Genomic DNA, 15607 nt, shown 5'->3' with positions numbered 1-15607 from the left:
TCCGCTTGCTCGCCATCGCGGCAGTGGTGGGCGCGGTGCCCTCCTGCAACGAGCCGTTCACCGAGGACCCGAACGCGAACGCGCCGCCCGCCGTGATCGGCGTCGTCTTCCGTGACGCGCTCGACATCGACGACGTCGACGATCTCGCCGGAGCGGCTGCCGTCAACGGCCAGACCCCCGGCGGCGAAGCCTCCGCCATGTACTGGTTCCGGCAAAACGTCCCGACGCCGCTTGCCGGGCCCGTCTCGGTCTATCCGAGCCAATTCCCGCAGATCGTCTTCAACAAGTTGATGGATGGCTCGACCATCGAGCTCGCGCAGATCGATCCCATCACTCACCAGCCTCAGGGGTTCTGCGCTCCGGCGCCGGGATCGCCCATCACGATGGCCCAGGGCGAGACACGCGTAGCGCTCCTTCGGACTTGCTACAGCCCGTCCGACAAGCTCGTCACCGTGCAGCCCGCGAGCGCGATGAGCGAGCCGCCGAACATGCCGCCCGCGATACACTTTCTCGCCTACGGCGCGACGTACACCGTCACGGTGACCGACGCCGTTCGGGACAAGCAAGGACGCTCGATAGGGCCCGCGATGGCCGGCACGGCGCCGTTCTCGGTAACGATGAACGTCGGCCCATTCGCGCTCTTCTCCGTCACGGACGTCGGGGAGACCGGCGCGCAACCCTCCGGCCCCACGGTGACGACGTACCTCTACGGGGCCGACGTCGCGTTCGCGGACGAAGTGACGCAGACGCTCCCGGCGGGAACGCGCGCCCTCCGGATGGTGTTCACGGGACCGATCGCGCCTCCGCCGAACGCAGACGGCACCGTGCCGGAAGTGACATATCCGGGATTCGCCATTCATCGCGCCGATGCCGACTTCAACGAGGGCGACGCCCTGTCGGTGCACTTCACGACGAGCGACGGCCGAGCGGACAACGCGCCAGGGACCACCGATCCGCGCGTCCTCTTCGCGTACGCCCCGGGGCGCGCGTTCCTCGCGGGCAACTACGTGCTCTCGATCCCGCTTTCGTTTTCGGATGACGGATCGGTCACCGGCGCCCCGGTTTTGCTGAGCGACAACGCGCAGTATCCGCCGGGCAAGCCCATCAAGGTGCGATTCACGGTGCCGAGCGAAGCTCCGGTCGGGGGTGGATCGTGAAGCGCGCTCTCGAGAGCGTCGTCCGCCGGGCCGTCCCGAGTCTCCTCGTGCTCGGCTCCGTGCTCGTCGGCGGATGTGGCGGCGAGACCGGAACGCTGCTCGTCCACTGGCAACGAACGGACGCGAGCGGCGCTCTCGTCGCGTGTGGGGATGGGGACATCGTCCACGTCAATCTGGGGGACAACGACAGGAGCGTTCCGTGCGATCACGGCGGTGCGGGCCGAGACGAACAGGGCCGTGCGTACGTCGGCGGCCTCGAGATCGACGGCATCACCGCAGGCGGTCCGTACAACCTCTTCCTCGAGGTGATCTCCGGACGGACCGGCCACATCACGGCGCAGACGGTGGTCCCCGCCGTCGGCTACATCCGGAGCGAACAGCCTCTCGACGCGGGCGTGGTCGTTCTCTCGGACCCTGTTCAGTCGGGGCCCGAATCGGGGCCCCCGCAAGACCTGGACGCGGCGGGCGGCGGGTGATGGTGCGTTGGCACGGAGGGTCGAGATGACGAACGCACCCGCGCGTCCGCCGCGCAAGCCGTTCGACCGCTACATCGGTGGCACGCGCCCGAGCTGGAAGCGGCGCGCGTGGTTCATCGGCTCCCTGGGCCTTCACGGCGTGGCGGGGGCGGTGCTTCTCTGCCTGAGCCGTCACGCGATCGAAGCTGTCGTCGAGCCGTTGACGGTCACCTTCGTAAAGACGGCGGCCGCGCCTCCGCCGCCCCCTCCCCCGCCGCCTCCGCCCGCGGGCGCCGCTCCATCGCAACCGACGACGACCACGAAGCCGAGCACCTCGAGAGCGCTCGTCCAACCCAAGGACGTCCCGACCCAGGCCCCGAAGCCGTCACACAACACGGAATCGGAAGAAGAATACGGCGTCGTGGGCGGCGTCGTCGGAGGCGTGCCTGGCGGCGTCGTGGGCGGCGTCGTCGGAGGCGTGCCTGGCGGCATCGTGGGCGGAACCGGGAGCGGCCCCGCCGTCGCGCCGGCCCCGCCTCCGCCGCCCCCTCCGGGCGTCTACGAGCGCGTCTCGCGCGCACCGCGCCTCGTCGCCGGAGATCGCGAGCCACCGATCGCCCCGAACATGCTCCTGTCGCTACGCGGATCGAGCGGCGTCGTCCTGACGAAGCTCAAAATCAGTGTCCGCGGCGAGGTGGACAAGGTCGAGATCGTGAGCTCGACGATTCCGCTGCTCGATGACGTGGTCAAGCGGCACATCGAGCGGACGTGGCGGTTCGAGCCACCCATCAACGGCGGGCGGCCCGTCGCGGTCGAGTTTCTCCAGCCTTTCTCCTTCAACTTCTGAAGACCCGCTCGAAGAGGAGTTTCGTCATGCAGTCCTTCAATTTGGTCGAGATGTGGCACGCGATGGGCCTCGTGGCCCGGGGGGTCGTCATCCTCCTGGTGATGCTCTCGACGTATTCCCTTTGGGTCATCTGCGAGCGCTTCGTCGTGTTCAGCCGAGTCCAACGGCAATCGTTCTCCTTCGTCCTCGGGCTGCGCGACAAGATGCGGAACGAGGACCTTCCGGGAGCGCATGCGCTATCGCAGGCCACGCCGCAGCCCCCCATCGCAAAGGTCGTGGACGAAGCCCTGACGGAGTACCAAGAGGGTCAGGAAGCGCTCAGGGCCAACCCCTCGCGCGCGGAGTCGTTCGACGTCGTCGACCTCGTGAATTTCGCGGTCGACCGCGTCAAGGAACGCGAGGTGGCGACCTTGAAGAAGGGACTGGGCGGCCTGGCCTCCATCTCCTCGGCCGCGCCCTTCATTGGCCTCTTCGGCACGGTCGTCGGCATCATCAACGCCTTTCAGTCGATGGCCGCGACGGGCGCGGGGGGGATCGGGTCGATCTCTGCGGGCATCTCGGAGGCCCTCTTCACCACTGCCGTCGGCCTGAGCGTGGCGATCCCCGCCGTCATGGCATTCAACTACTTCACGAATGCCATCGAGCAATTCGTCGTAGACATCAACGACGTGAGCTCGGAGCTGATTTCCTATGTCGTCAAGCGAGGCGAGGGAAATGGCTAGGTCTCGCGGTCTCCGAACGAAGCGGACGGTCCAGGCCGCCCCCGTCAAGAACGAGATCAACGTCACGCCGCTCGTCGACGTCGTCCTCGTGCTCCTCATCATCTTCATGGTCGTGACGCCGATGCTCCATCGCAGCCCGCCGGTCGAGCTGCCGGAGACCGCCCATCACGAAAAGAAGCAGGACACGGGCGAGCAGCTCATCGTCACGATCCGAGCGGATGGCGCGTACGTCGAGACGGATCGCCTGGAGGGGGAGGCGTTGAAGGGAAGGCTTCGGCAAGAGCTGCAAAAGGCCGGAAGGCCCGTGCACGTGAAGGCCGACCGATCGCTTCGCTACGGCGACGTCCGCAAGATTCTCGAGGATCTCCACGAGTCCGGCGCTCCGCAAATCGGAATAGGCACCAACGACCAGAAGGGATGACAAGATGGGATTCGGCGGCTCGAGCGGCAAGGGCGTCCGCTCCGACATCAACATCACCCCGCTCGTCGACGTGGTCCTCGTTCTGCTCATCATCTTCATGGTGATGACCCCGGTTCCGCTGAACGAGCTCAAGCTCACCGTGCCGGACAAGGAGGAGACCGTGGCGGACACTGCGACGCCGCCTGATCAGATCGTCGTCTCGGTGACGAAGCAGGGCAGCCTCGCGATCAATCGCGAGCCCGTCGAGTCGACCGCGCTCCTCGCACGGATGCAGACGATCCTGGACGGACGGCCCGCGAAGGAGAAGGCCGTCTTCTTCGACGTCGACGACGATGCCAATTATGGGCAGGTCGTGGATGCGATGGATTCGTGTCGCGGAGCGGGCGCGCGCGTCCTGGGCATCATGACCCGCTGAGCCCCGCGCTCGAAGGCCGGGGCAGTTCGACCACGAACTCCGCTCCGCGCTCGTGCGACGCCGGGCCGAGCAGCACGTCCCCGCCGTGCGCACGGGCGATCTCACGGGCGATCCCGAGGCCGAGTCCCGCCCCCTCGGGCGCGATCGCTCGCGAGCGAGGATTGCGATAAAACGCCTCGAAGAGCCGCGGGCGGTCCTCCTCCGAGACGCCGGCCCCGTGGTCCACGACTGCGATTCGGACTCCGCCGTCGACGTCCGCGACGCGAACACGGACGTCACCGCCGACAGGCGAGTGCCGGATCGCGTTCTCGAGCAGGTTGCGTAGCATCCGCTCCAGAGAGTCCCGCTGCCCCTCGATCATCACGTCGTCCGCGTGTACCGAGATCACGACGCCGTGCTCGGTGGTCAGCCGGCTCACGGCGTCGAGCGCGCCCTGCACGAGCTCGCGCGCCGCGAAGAGCGTGGGCGGGCGATGCTCCTTGCTCGCCTTCAGGAACAACAAGAGCTCTTGGACGAGGTGCTTGAGCCGTCGCGTGTCCTCGAGCGCTTCCCCGATCGCCGCGCGGTAGCCGTCGCGATCGCGCGGCTTGCGGAGGGCTTGCTGCAGATCGGTGTAGAGCGTGGTCACCGGCGTTTGCAGCTCGTGCGCCGCGTTGGCGACGAAGCGCTGCTGCAGGGTGACCAGACTAGCGAGGTGTTCGATCATCGTGTCGATGTCACGAGCGAGCTGCGCCATCTCGCTGTCGACGGTCTGCGTGTGGACGCGTGCCGACAGGTCCCCGGCGACGACGAGCCTCGCAATCGACGCGATTCGACGGTGATCCCGGGTCAGCCTCCGGACGAGCCAGGTCGACACGGCGAGCGACCACGCGATCGAGATCCCGAGCGCCGTGAGGACGGCGTGCCAGAGGAACGCCGCGTCTCCGTCGAGGTCGGTTCGCGGCGCCGCCAGGAGGAGCACCGTGTTCTTGTGGCTCGGGACCGGCACCAGAATCGCGCGAAGGTGCTCGCGCCCGCACCAGGTGTCGAACGGGACCCCCGCAGTACGGCGGATCGACGCAAACGGCGGAACGTGGCACGTCGGCGCGTCGAACGTCGGTGTCGAGGCGAGGACCGTTCCGTCCGCCGCGAAGATGACGCCATATTTCGTCAGCGGCCCGAGGTCGTTCGCGAACGGACCTGGGCGGTCGCTGATGGCGAGCTCGGTGCCGCCGAGCTGGGATGCCTCGTAGGCCTCCTCGTGGGCCTCGGCGCTCAGGGCGTCGTCGAGCTGATGTTCGTTCGAGCGGTTGACGGCGTAGGACACCGCGGCGAACGCGCCGGCGAGCGTCACGAACGTCGTCGCAGTGATCGCGACGACGAGGCGCGTGCGAAACCTCAAAGCTTGAAATCCGTGTTCAAGCGGTAGCCCCTACCGCGCACGGTCTCGATCGCCGAAGCGTAGGCTCCGAGCTTCTCGCGAAGCCGGCACATGTGCACCTCGACCACGGTCGTGCCCGGATCGAAGCTCAGGCTCCACACCTCGGCGAGCAGCTCGGCGCGACTCACCGGCTCTCCGGCCCGGGCCGCGAGGCACGCGAGAAGACCGCCCTCGCGGGTCGTCAGATCCACCTTGGCGCCACGCAGCGTGACGCGGCCCTTGCCTCGGTCGATCATCAGCTCGCCGACGCTGAGGACCTTCTGGAGCGATCGCCTCGCGAGCGCGTCGATCCGCGCGAGGAGCTCCTCGACCTCGAAAGGCTTGCAGAGATAGTCGTCCGCCCCCGAACGAAGCCCCGCGACGCGATCGGAGACGTCCGATTTCACGGTGAGCATGAGAATCGGCGTCGAGCACCCGGCCTTCCGCAGCCCCTCGCACAAGGCGAGCCCATCCGTGTCCGGCAGCATCCAGTCGAGGACGATCACGTCCACGCCGCCCGCTCGAGCCCGCTCGGCCCCTGCCGCGCCGGTCGGGCAGAGCTCGACGGCATGGTTTTCCCCCCTCATGACGCGGACGAGCGAGGCGCCGAGCCTCGGGTCGTCCTCGACGATGAGCACTTTCACCTCGGTGGAAACTAGTGTCGCGAGCGCGGGTGTCCACGAGATGACGAAAACGTAAAGCGCCGACCCTTCTGGCGCTCGCTATGCGGACGTCTTCGAGATCGATCGCCTGGTCAGTTGGGCGGCTACGCCGCGTTTCACCGTGAACGACGGAGGGAAGAATTCCTGACCGCGTCCGTAGCAAGCAGCATGAAGCTAGGACGCCTTGTTTCGCTCGGCTCGGTGATGAGCCTTCTTGCACTTGTGGCATGCAGCTCGGGCACGACCACCGTCGTTCAGGGCTCTCCGGACGGCGGCAGCCCGAACGGCTCGGAATCGACCGATCCAGGCGCCGATCCCGACAGTCCCGCAAACCAGCCTCCCCACGCCCTCGGCACGATCACCCTCGGTGAGAGCCATGTTTCGGGCAACGGCGGGTCCTCGATGCCGATCGTGAGCGCGGCCTTCGTTCCGGACGCCGCGGGAACACGCACGTGCGCGACGAAGCTCGACGCAGCATGCCAGATCGTGAAGGCGCCGAAGTGTACGACCGCAAACACCCCGACGGGATGCGCGCCAGGCGAGGCGTGCATGGTCGACGACGATTGCAAGGCGGTCTGCAAGAAGGTCGCCGTCTGCTCGAAGCAGTGCGACGTAGGCGAGGCCTGCACGCTCGACGCCAAGGGCGAAGCGACGTGCGAGAAGATCGAGACCTTCGACGCCGGGCCGCTCGCGTTCAGCGGGACCACGACCTCGATCACGATGTTCCCGCCGTACGCGTACAAGGGAAACATCGACGGTGCGCCCTTCCTCGCGGGCGCCGAGATCAAGGTGCAGGCTCAGGGCGCGGTCGACGCAGGCTTCGAGGCTTTCGAAGAGTCATTCACCGCGACCACGTTCCTCCAGACGTCGCCCGCGCTGAACAAGATCCCGCGCGACAAGGTCTTCGGGACGGATGCGGTTCCCCTCGCGTGGAAGGCTGGAAACGACTCGATTCGCATCACGGTGGCAGGCCCTGGCGGCAGCGTCACGTGCACGGCGAACGACAGCGACGGCAAGTACGACCTTCCGCGTTCCGCTGTCGATGCCGCGATCGGCGAGCGGTCGGAGACGTCGGGTGCTGCGTTCGTGTCCGTCAGTGTTGCGCGTCAACGCAAGGACACGAAGAAAGGGCTGAAGACGAAGGGCGAGCTCTCGCACGCGACGGTGCAGCCCGAGGGATGGCTCGAGCTCGTCACGCTCTCGAGCGAATCGACGTCGTTCCAGGGCTGCTCGGGAACGCTGACGGCCTGTGGCACGAACGCTTGCGCGAACCTCCAGACGGACTCGCAGAACTGCGGTACGTGCGGCAACGTTTGTCCGAACGGAACGAAGTGCGGTGGAGGCCAGTGTGTTTCGACCACGCAGGCATGCGATGCCTGCACGTCGACGGCCATCGCAGGCACGTGCAAACTGCAGGCAACCGCATGCAACGCCGACACGGCGTGCAAGGCGATCCTCACGTGCTACGGCACCTGCGCGGATCAGACTTGCGCCAACAAGTGCTACACGCAGAACCCGACCGGGCAGGCCAAGTTCAACGCGCTCCAGAACTGCGTCTCGAACGCGTGCTACAGCCAGTGTCAGTAACCCCGCTCGAGTGAAGCGTGGCTGACGCGAGCACCGCCCGCCTTCTCGCCAATGCGCAACCTCATGCGCTCGACGGCCGCCAGTCAATCGGGCGTCGAGCAGCGCGGGCGGGGCTCGTTCTGATGACGTCCGAAAATGGCGAGTCACGAGGCTTGCTGATCGCTAGGTTTCTTCATCATGGAAACCGCGATGCAAGACGCCGACGCTCGCTACCAAGCGATGCTGGCGCACGATCGTCGCTTCGACGGCGTGTTCTTCGTCGGCGTCTCGACGACGGGGGTGTACTGCCGCCCCGTGTGCCGGGTGAAAACGCCCCGGCGCTCGAGCTGCACGTTCTACGAGAGCGCGGCGGCCGCGGAGAAAGCCGGCTATCGACCGTGCATGCGATGCCGGCCCGAGCTCGCGCCGGGAAGGGCGCACGTGGACGCGGTCGGAAGGCTCGCCGCGCTCGTGGTGGACCGCATCGAAGACGGCGCACTCGACGAAGCGGGGGTCGAAGCGCTCGCGACCGAGCTCGGAATTTCCTCCCGCCACCTTCGTCGTGCATGCGAATCGGAGCTCGGCGTTTCGCCGGTCGAGCTCGCGCAGACGCAGCGTCTCCTTCTCGCGAAGCGCTTGCTGACCGACACCACGATGCCGGTGACCGAGGTCGCCTTCGCGAGCGGCTTCGCGAGCCTTCGTCGCTTCAATGCGCTCTTCCGCGAGCGTTATCGATTGGCACCGAGCGATCTGCGGAAGCAGCCGCGTGCGCCTCGAAAGGGCGATGCGGAGGCGGCCGAGCGTCACGGCCTCGTGTTCGAGCTCGCCTATCGACCACCGTACGATTGGCCGGCCATCCTGGGCTTTTTCGGTGCGCGAGCGTCGGCGGGGGTCGAGCTCGTGAGCGAGGGGCGCTACGCGCGGACGTTCCGTTGGTTGTCGAACGAAGGTTGGCTCGCGGTCTCGGCGTCCGACGACGAAGCCCGATCCGTCCTTCGCGTCGAGCTCTCCGAATCGCTGAAGCCAGCGGTCGCCCCCGCGCTTGCCCGTGTGAAGCGGGCCTTCGATCTCGCCGCCGATCCGATTCGCATCGCCGGTGATCTCGGCAAGCTCGCCGAGCAACGACCCGGGCTTCGGCTACCAGGCTCGTTCGATGCTTTCGAGCTGGCGGTTCGGGCGATCCTCGGCCAGCAAGTGACGGTGAAGGGCGCCACCACGCTCGCATCGCGCTTCTCGCATCGCTTCGGCAAGCCCATCGCCACGCCCTTTCCCGGACTCGAGCGCCTCACGCCGACGCCCGAGCACGTCGCCGAAGCCCGCCCCGAAGAGGTCGCGGGGATTGGCCTGCCTCTGGCCCGCGCGAAGTCCATCGTTTCGCTCGCCGCGGCGGTGCGCGACGGCAAGGTGTCGTTCGGCCCGCGTGCGTCTTACGAATCGCTGGTCACGCAGCTCGTGGCGCTGCCCGGCATCGGAGAGTGGACCGCCGAATACGTCGCGATGCGTGCGCTCGGCTGGCCCGACGCCTTTCCGAGCTCCGACCTCGGCGTTCTCAAGGCTCTCGGCGAGACGTCCGCGTCGAAGGCGCGCGCTCGCGCCGAAGCCTTTCGACCATGGCGCTCGTACGCCACACTTCATCTCTGGGAGTCTCTCTCGGCTCTCTCGAAAGCCACCGCCACGAAGAAAGGAGGCAAGCGATGACCCACCTCACGTTCGATGTCGTCCATACGCCCATCGGCGGACTCATTCTCGTCTACGAAGGAGACGCGCTCGTGCACGCCGACTTCGAAGACAACGCCACGCGGCGTAAGACACAGCTCACCAAGCGCTACGGCGAATACGCATACGAAGAGCGCGCGACGCCCCACGCCATCGTGGAACGCTTCCAGCGCTACTTCGAGGGCGATGCGAAAGCGCTCGACGAGCTCGAGCGCGACGTCGTGCTCTCGCCGGGCGGCAGCGACGTGCAGCGCCGCGTCTGGACCGCGCTCCGGACGATCCCGACCGGCACGACCATGTCGTACGGCGGCCTGGCCACGCGAATCGGACTTCCCGGCGCCGCGCGCGCCGTCGGAGCGATCAACGGGCAGAACCCGCTCAGTGTGATCGTGCCCTGCCATCGCGTCATCGGCGCGAGCGGAGCACTCACCGGGTATGCGGGCGGCCTCGAGCGCAAGCGTTGGCTCCTCATCCACGAGCGGGCGCTGGGCACGGAGGTGGCGCGTCAGTAGAGTGCGGCCGATGCGTCGTCTTCGCTCCACCGACTACCGCCGAATGCCCTGGAAGAACGGTGGGGGTACCACCACCGAGATCGCCATCGAGCCGAAAGAGGCGGGTCTGGCAGGAGAGCGGTTCCTGTGGCGCGTGAGCATCGCCGACGTCGCGAGCGACGGCCCCTTCTCACGCTTCGAGGGCTACGACCGACACATCATGCTGCTCGAAGGCGCGGGGATGACGCTCGACGCGGGCGCTCACGGTCGTTTCACCCTCGCACCGCTCGTTCCGCAAACCTTCTCCGGCGACTGGGACGTGACCGGCACGCTCACCGCCGGCGCGGTGCGAGACTTCAACTTGATGGTCGACCGTGCGCGCGCTTCGTCCACGCTCGAAGTCGTCCACATCGAGCAGCCGATGCAGCTCTCGGTCGCGAACGAAGAAACGTGCATCGCACACATCCTCGAGGGTCGACTCTCGGAGGCAGACGCTTCCGACACGTTGATTCTCGACTCCGAGGCGGTGCTGACCCCGATTGGCTCGACCCGCCTCGCGATCGGTCGAATCACGCGAATGTAGGGGCTTCAGCACGGAAGCTTGTCGACCTAGCGGCATCGGGTACGCTTCCGATCGATGTCTCGCCGAGCTCGCTTGTCCCGTGTGCTTGCCGTCGCCTCGGTCATCGGAGCGTCTTCGCTCTCGTTCGGTTGCGGAAGCAGTGCCAAGGACGACGACGTACTCGAGGGGGCGGTCGTTCCTGCCGATGGGCCGTGCACGACAGGTGCGGGCACGACGGTGCTCTCGGCGGGCATCTCGCGCGGGATCGTCGTCGACGACACTCACGTCTACACGGCCACGGACTCCGCCATCGTTCGCGTCCCTCGCGGTGGAGGAACTCGCCAAATTCTCTCCGAGTCGAGCTCGCCGACGGCATTCGCCGTCGATGAAAGCGCGCTCTACTATTTCACGTCGCATCCGGTCGACGCGCCGACGACCGACGGCAAGGGCCAGAGTGCAACGGCACTCGTCAGGGCGCCTCGAGATGGAGGCAGCCCCGAATTGCTCGTCGACGGCGTCTCCGGAACGGCCATGCTCTCGGACGGCAAGCGGCTCTACTGGGTCGATGCAGGCGGTGTTAACAAGTACGTGCTCGCCGACGACACACAATCGTCGGTCGTGCTCGAACGCGGCTCGATGGTCCAGGGAATGGCGCTCGGCGCCGGCGCGCTGTTTCTTGCCGTCACCACGTTGTCGGCGGAAGGCAACGGTGTCTCGCAGCACGGAAGCATTCAGCGCATCGACATCGCGACAGGCGCGCTCACGACCGTGATCGACGGGCTCGCCTTCCCGCTCGGGCTCGCCATCGACGAACACCGCATCTACTTCATCGACGGCAATGATTACCGCAATGCCACCATCCAGAGTGCGCGCATCGACGGCGCCGATCGCACGACGCTCGCCACCGCGAGTGCGTCGAGCATCGCCGTCGACGCTCATGCCGTTTACGTCACTACGAACGACGCGATCCTGAAGATCGACAAGGCCACCGGCTCGTCGAGCACGCTCGTCTCGGGCCTCGACACGCCTGGCAACGTGGTCGTCGACGGTGGCAACGTCTACTGGTCGAACGCCACCTCCGTCGCCATGTCCGCCGTGAATCCGCCGTACGGCCTGATGACCGCCTGCAAGTGACAGTGCGCGGATCGTCTAGTCGTCCGTGGCTTCGTCGTCGGCGTCGGTGATGCCGTACTTGCGAAGCTTGCCATGCAAGGTTGCGCGATTGACGCCGAGGACGCGCGCGGCCTGGCTTCGATTGCCCCGTACCTGGTCGAGCGTATTCATGATGATGCCGCGCTCGTAGGCGTCCATCCTCGCCTTCAGATCGGCCACGATGGGTTCGCCGGTCGCTGCGCTCGTCGGGGGCTCGACGAGAACCGGCGCTGCCTGCGTGAGCGCCGACGGCGTGGCCGAAGCGGGTGACGAGCTCGATGCTCCCTTGGCCTTCGGAAGCAGCTCGAGGTCGAGCTCGTTGTCGCTCGAGAGCGCCACGATGCTCTCCATCGCGTTCTGCAGCTCGCGAACGTTGCCCGGCCAGTGATAGGCCATGATTCGATCGAGAAGCGGCGGCGTGAGCGCGAACGGCCCCACGCCGAAGCGGCGCGAGTACTCCGCGAGATAATGGCGCGCGAGCATGGGCACGTCTTCGGGGCGCTCGCGAAGCGGCGGGATCTGCAGGTGGACGACCTTGAGTCGGTAATAGAGGTCCTCGCGAAACTTTCCCTCGGCGGCCATCTGCAAGAGATCGCGGTGCGTGGCGGCGATGATGCGCACGTCGATCTTCACCGGCTGATCTTCACCGACCGGGCGAACCTCACCTTCCTGCAAGACGCGAAGGAGCTTCGCCTGCAGGCTCAGAGGGAGCTCGCCAATTTCGTCGAGCAAGATCGTGCCGCCGTGCGCCTCGCGAAAGAGGCCCGCGCGAGCCTTCACGGCACCGGTGAACGCGCCCTTCGCGTGGCCGAAGAGCTCCGCTTCGGCGAGCTCCGCGGTGAGAGCCGCGCAGTTGAATCGTACGTACGACTTGTTCGCCCGCTGCGAAGCCATGACGAGCGCTTCGCTGACGCGCTCCTTGCCCGTGCCGCTCTCGCCGGTGAGAAGAACGTTGACGTCGCGCGGGGCAATGCGATGGACGAGCACCGCGAGACGGCTCATCGCCGGCGACGTGAAGATGAGTGAACGCGAGAGCGAGAGCTCACCGGAGAGGCGTTCGACCTCCGCCGAGAGCGCGACCGATTCGGCAGCGCGCCGAACGACGGCCATCACCTCTTCGACTTCGAATGGCTTCTTGAAGTAGTCGAAGGCGCCCGACTTGATGGCGTCGACCGTCTGCCGTTCGGTGCCGTGCGCGGTGACGACGATGACCTTGGGCCGCGGAGCAGGGAACTGCTGGATGGCCTTGAGGAGCTCGAGGCCATCCATGCGCGGCATGTGGATGTCGGTGACGACGAGCTGGTAGCCGCCGTCCTTCGCGCCGCGGGTGACCATGGCGAGGCCCTCTTCACCGTCGCCGGCCTCGTCCACCTTGAAGCCGCAGCGCTCGAGGATGCTGCGAACGGTGAAACGAACGGCGACGTCATCGTCGACTACGAGGGCGCGCAAACTCGAATCCATCAGGGCTCCTACTGTCATCGAATCAACCGAATCGGTGTCGACAAATCGAACACGGGTGAAGGGCGGCCGTCGGGTGTCGAAGGTTTCGTCGCCGGCGTCGTGAGTCCGACCATGTCTGGTCGCAGACATGGACAGTTTGCCTATTTTGCCGGGGTTTTCGCATGGCACGCCGGCTGCTTTAGGCATTGGTCACGACGGGGCGGCAACGAGAACGAGCCGACGGTTCGCAGCAGCCGGAGCTGTTGCAAGAGCCGGGCGCGCGCGGTCGGGTCGTCGTGTCCTCGAAATCCAACTCTCGTGACGAACGGAGATTCGACCATGTCCAAGACAGTGATGTTCATCCACGGCGCCTGGCTCACCCCGGCTTCCTGGGACCTCTTCCGCAGCCGCTTCGAGGCCGCGGGCTTCGACACCATCGCTCCCGCCTGGCCCCTCGAGCACATGCCGATCGAACGGCTCCGGAACGACCCGCACCCCGATCTCGGCAAGCTCACGGTCGGCAAGATCGTCGATCACTACGAGAAGCTCGTCCGAGCGCTCCCCGAGGCGCCGATCCTCGTCGGTCACTCCTACGGCGGGCTCTTCACTCAGATGCTGCTCGATCGCGGTCTCGGCGCGGCCGGCGTCGCGCTCGACCCGGTTCCCTTCCGCGGCGTGCTCCCCACCCCGCGCGCGCTCTGGAGCGCTTTGCCCGCGTACATGCACTGGGGCAGCTGGAGCCGCCCGGTCTCGATGAGCTTCGAGCGCTTCACCAAGGACTTCGCGCAGACGCTCCCGGCCGATCAGATGCGCGCGGCGTTCGACAAGTACATCGTCCCTACGCCCGGCCGCCTCTACTACCAAGCCGCGCTCGCCATCGGCACCGGCATCCACGTCGGCAACCCTGACCGCGCGCCGCTGCTCCTCATGGCAGGTGAGAGCGACGTCACCATCGAGCCCTCGATGGTCCGCGCGGCCTTCGAGAAGCAAAAGAAGTCGCCCTCGCGGACCAGCTTCATGTCGTTCGGCGGCCGCTCGCACTTCCTCTTCGCGGAGCCCGGTTGGGAGGAGGTCGCCGACGCCGCGATCGACTGGACCACGCGAATCGTAGGCGCTCCGAAGGTGACACCAGCGCCGAAGGGCAAGGTCATTCCGCTCGGCGCAAAGGCCTTCAAAGCGGCCTAAAGCAGCACTGCCGAAATTTCGAACACCCCCTGCTCGATCCCTCGACATCCACCTCCGAAAGAACGCGAGACAGCCATGAACACGTACAGCAAGGACCCCGTCGCCGCCCGCCGTGCACAGCCTCGCCTTGGACAGCGCGGCCGTGAAATCCAGGCCTACGGAACCCTCGCCCGCTACCCGCTCGGCCTCACCGACCAGGTCCGCGCCGCCAGCGTGGAGCGCCTGAATCAGCTCGTCGCCGACACGATCACGCTGCGGGATCTCTACAAGAAGAACCACTGGCAGGTGTCGGGACCGACCTTCTATTCGCTCCACCTCCTCTACGACAAGCATGCCGAGGAGCAGTCGGAGGTCGTCGACACTCTCGCCGAACGCGTTCAGACGCTCGGTGGCGTGACGATTGCAATGGCGCACGACGTGGCCGAGGTGACGAAGATCGAACGGGTGGCGCGCGGCCGTGAAGACGTGCCGACGCAGCTCTCACGTCTGCTCGAAGCACACGAAGTCATCCTCACCGAGGCACGCGAGCTCGCACGCATCGCGGCCCAAGGCGGCGACGACGGCACGAACGACATCGTCGTGAGCGACGTCATCCGCACGAACGAACGGCAAGTCTGGTTTCTCGCCGAGCATCTCGTCGAGGCTCCCCTCGTCCGAACCGAGACCCTGTAACGCGCGTGTCGCGAAGAAGAAAGGCCAGCCCTGGTGACTTTCATGATGACCATCCGAAGAGCCTGCGAGCGTGGTCATGTGCGAAAGGGCTGGCTCGATGCACACCACACGTTCTCGTACGGCGACTACCAGGATCCTAAACACACGGGGTTTCGCACGCTCCGCGCCGTGAACGAGGAAATCGTGGCTCCCGCCGAAGGCTTCGGAGCGCATCCCCATCGTGACGTGGAGATCTTCTCGTACGTGCTCGAAGGAATGCTGGCGCATCGCGATTCGATGGGAGCCGGCACGACCATCGAGGCAGGGGAGGTCCACCGCACGAGCGCGGGCAAAGGCATCGTGCACAGCGAATACAACTTCTCCGGCACGACGAGCGTGCACTACCTGCAGTTCTGGATCGAGCCGCTCGATCGAGGACGAGTCGCGGGATACGCGCAGAAGCCCTTCAGGGTCGAAGACAAGCGCGGACGACTTCGCCTCGTTGCCTCGCGCGACGGACGCGAAGGAAGCATCACCATCCATGCCGACACGTCGATCTACGCAGGCATGTTCGAGACGGGCGAGTCCTCGGAGCTCGCGCTCGGAGAGGACCGCCACGCCTGGATTCAGGTGGTGCGCGGCAAGGTGCGCGTCAACGGAGAGAGCTTCTCCGCGGGCGACGGCGTTGGCCTCTCGAAAGAGACGAGCGTGCGCGTCGAAGGCGTCGAAGAGCGCGCCGAAGTCCTCGTGTTCGACCTCGCCTGAC

Annotated in this window: 17 protein-coding genes; 14 read left to right on the top strand and 3 right to left on the bottom strand. The window is 66.5% G+C overall.

Annotated features, from left to right (window positions below):
• Positions 1-5: 5 nt before the first annotated feature.
• The 6 genes from AKJ09_RS16665 to AKJ09_RS16640 are packed head-to-tail and all read left to right on the top strand — an operon-like array spanning position 6 to position 4017.
• A complete protein-coding gene (locus AKJ09_RS16665) occupies positions 6-1157 on the top strand; it encodes a hypothetical protein (protein WP_146648194.1) in 1152 nt (383 codons plus the stop codon).
• Entirely contained in the window at positions 1154-1633 is a 480-nt protein-coding gene (locus AKJ09_RS16660) for a hypothetical protein (RefSeq protein WP_146648193.1), read from the top strand. Before AKJ09_RS16665 ends, AKJ09_RS16660 begins: the two co-directional genes overlap by 4 nt.
• Positions 1634-1658: 25 nt before the next feature.
• Complete coding sequence (locus AKJ09_RS16655; protein ID WP_146648192.1) at positions 1659-2459, top strand: energy transducer TonB; 801 nt, start codon at positions 1659-1661, stop codon at positions 2457-2459.
• Positions 2460-2485: 26 nt separating this feature from the next.
• Positions 2486-3181, top strand: coding sequence for a MotA/TolQ/ExbB proton channel family protein (locus AKJ09_RS16650; protein WP_146648191.1), 696 nt, complete (start codon positions 2486-2488; stop codon positions 3179-3181).
• The gene (locus AKJ09_RS16645; RefSeq protein WP_146648190.1) at positions 3174-3602 is read left to right on the top strand and encodes an ExbD/TolR family protein; all 429 of its coding nucleotides are present in this window, start codon (positions 3174-3176) and stop codon (positions 3600-3602) included. Before AKJ09_RS16650 ends, AKJ09_RS16645 begins: the two co-directional genes overlap by 8 nt.
• A 4-nt stretch (positions 3603-3606) precedes the next feature.
• Complete coding sequence (locus AKJ09_RS16640; RefSeq protein WP_146648189.1) at positions 3607-4017, top strand: ExbD/TolR family protein; 411 nt, start codon at positions 3607-3609, stop codon at positions 4015-4017.
• Here the strand turns inward: AKJ09_RS16640 and AKJ09_RS16635 are convergent.
• On the bottom strand, positions 4004-5398 hold the full coding sequence (locus AKJ09_RS16635) for a sensor histidine kinase (protein ID WP_146648188.1): 1395 nt from the start codon (positions 5396-5398) through the stop codon (positions 4004-4006). The two genes, AKJ09_RS16640 and AKJ09_RS16635, sit on opposite strands and share 14 nt — an antisense overlap.
• The gene (locus AKJ09_RS16630; RefSeq protein WP_146648187.1) at positions 5395-6060 is read right to left on the bottom strand and encodes a response regulator transcription factor; all 666 of its coding nucleotides are present in this window, start codon (positions 6058-6060) and stop codon (positions 5395-5397) included. The genes AKJ09_RS16635 and AKJ09_RS16630 overlap by 4 nt, the downstream gene beginning before the upstream one ends.
• Positions 6061-6246: 186 nt before the next feature.
• On the opposite strand from AKJ09_RS16630, the gene AKJ09_RS16625 reads away from it, so the two are divergent.
• The 5 genes from AKJ09_RS16625 (at position 6247) to AKJ09_RS16605 (ending at position 11547) form a co-directional block, all read left to right on the top strand.
• Positions 6247-7665 carry a hypothetical protein gene (locus tag AKJ09_RS16625; protein ID WP_146648186.1) on the top strand — a complete coding sequence of 473 codons (1419 nt, stop codon included), beginning with the start codon at positions 6247-6249 and terminating at the stop codon, positions 7663-7665.
• A 177-nt stretch (positions 7666-7842) separates the two neighbouring features.
• Entirely contained in the window at positions 7843-9342 is a 1500-nt protein-coding gene (gene alkA, locus AKJ09_RS16620; protein WP_240488498.1) for a DNA-3-methyladenine glycosylase 2, read from the top strand.
• The gene (locus AKJ09_RS16615) at positions 9339-9872 is read left to right on the top strand and encodes a methylated-DNA--[protein]-cysteine S-methyltransferase (RefSeq protein WP_146648185.1); all 534 of its coding nucleotides are present in this window, start codon (positions 9339-9341) and stop codon (positions 9870-9872) included. The genes alkA and AKJ09_RS16615 overlap by 4 nt, the downstream gene beginning before the upstream one ends.
• Before the next feature lie 10 nt (positions 9873-9882).
• The gene (locus AKJ09_RS16610; protein WP_146648184.1) at positions 9883-10434 is read left to right on the top strand and encodes a HutD/Ves family protein; all 552 of its coding nucleotides are present in this window, start codon (positions 9883-9885) and stop codon (positions 10432-10434) included.
• Between the two features lie 54 nt (positions 10435-10488).
• Positions 10489-11547, top strand: coding sequence for a DUF5050 domain-containing protein (locus tag AKJ09_RS16605; protein ID WP_146648183.1), 1059 nt, complete (start codon positions 10489-10491; stop codon positions 11545-11547).
• Between the two features lie 15 nt (positions 11548-11562).
• Here the strand turns inward: AKJ09_RS16605 and AKJ09_RS16600 are convergent, their stop codons facing one another.
• Positions 11563-13026: a sigma-54-dependent transcriptional regulator gene (locus tag AKJ09_RS16600; protein ID WP_240488497.1), complete on the bottom strand. Its 1464-nt coding sequence runs from the start codon at positions 13024-13026 to the stop codon at positions 11563-11565.
• 318 nt (positions 13027-13344) lie between these two features.
• On the opposite strand from AKJ09_RS16600, the gene AKJ09_RS16595 reads away from it, so the two are divergent.
• The 3 genes from AKJ09_RS16595 (at position 13345) to AKJ09_RS16585 (ending at position 15606) form a co-directional block, all read left to right on the top strand.
• Positions 13345-14190 carry an alpha/beta hydrolase gene (locus AKJ09_RS16595; RefSeq protein ID WP_146648181.1) on the top strand — a complete coding sequence of 282 codons (846 nt, stop codon included), beginning with the start codon at positions 13345-13347 and terminating at the stop codon, positions 14188-14190.
• Between the two features lie 75 nt (positions 14191-14265).
• A complete protein-coding gene (locus AKJ09_RS16590) occupies positions 14266-14862 on the top strand; it encodes a Dps family protein (protein ID WP_146648180.1) in 597 nt (198 codons plus the stop codon).
• A 42-nt stretch (positions 14863-14904) separates the two neighbouring features.
• On the top strand, positions 14905-15606 hold the full coding sequence (locus tag AKJ09_RS16585) for a pirin family protein (protein WP_146648179.1): 702 nt from the start codon (positions 14905-14907) through the stop codon (positions 15604-15606).
• Position 15607 lies beyond the last annotated feature (1 nt).

It is taken from the genome of Labilithrix luteola, assembly GCF_001263205.1.
Classification (GTDB): Bacteria; Myxococcota_A; Polyangia; order Polyangiales; family Polyangiaceae; genus Labilithrix; species Labilithrix luteola.
Note: the sequence above shows the minus strand (reverse complement) of the source record. Positions and strands in the feature narration are given on the sequence as shown.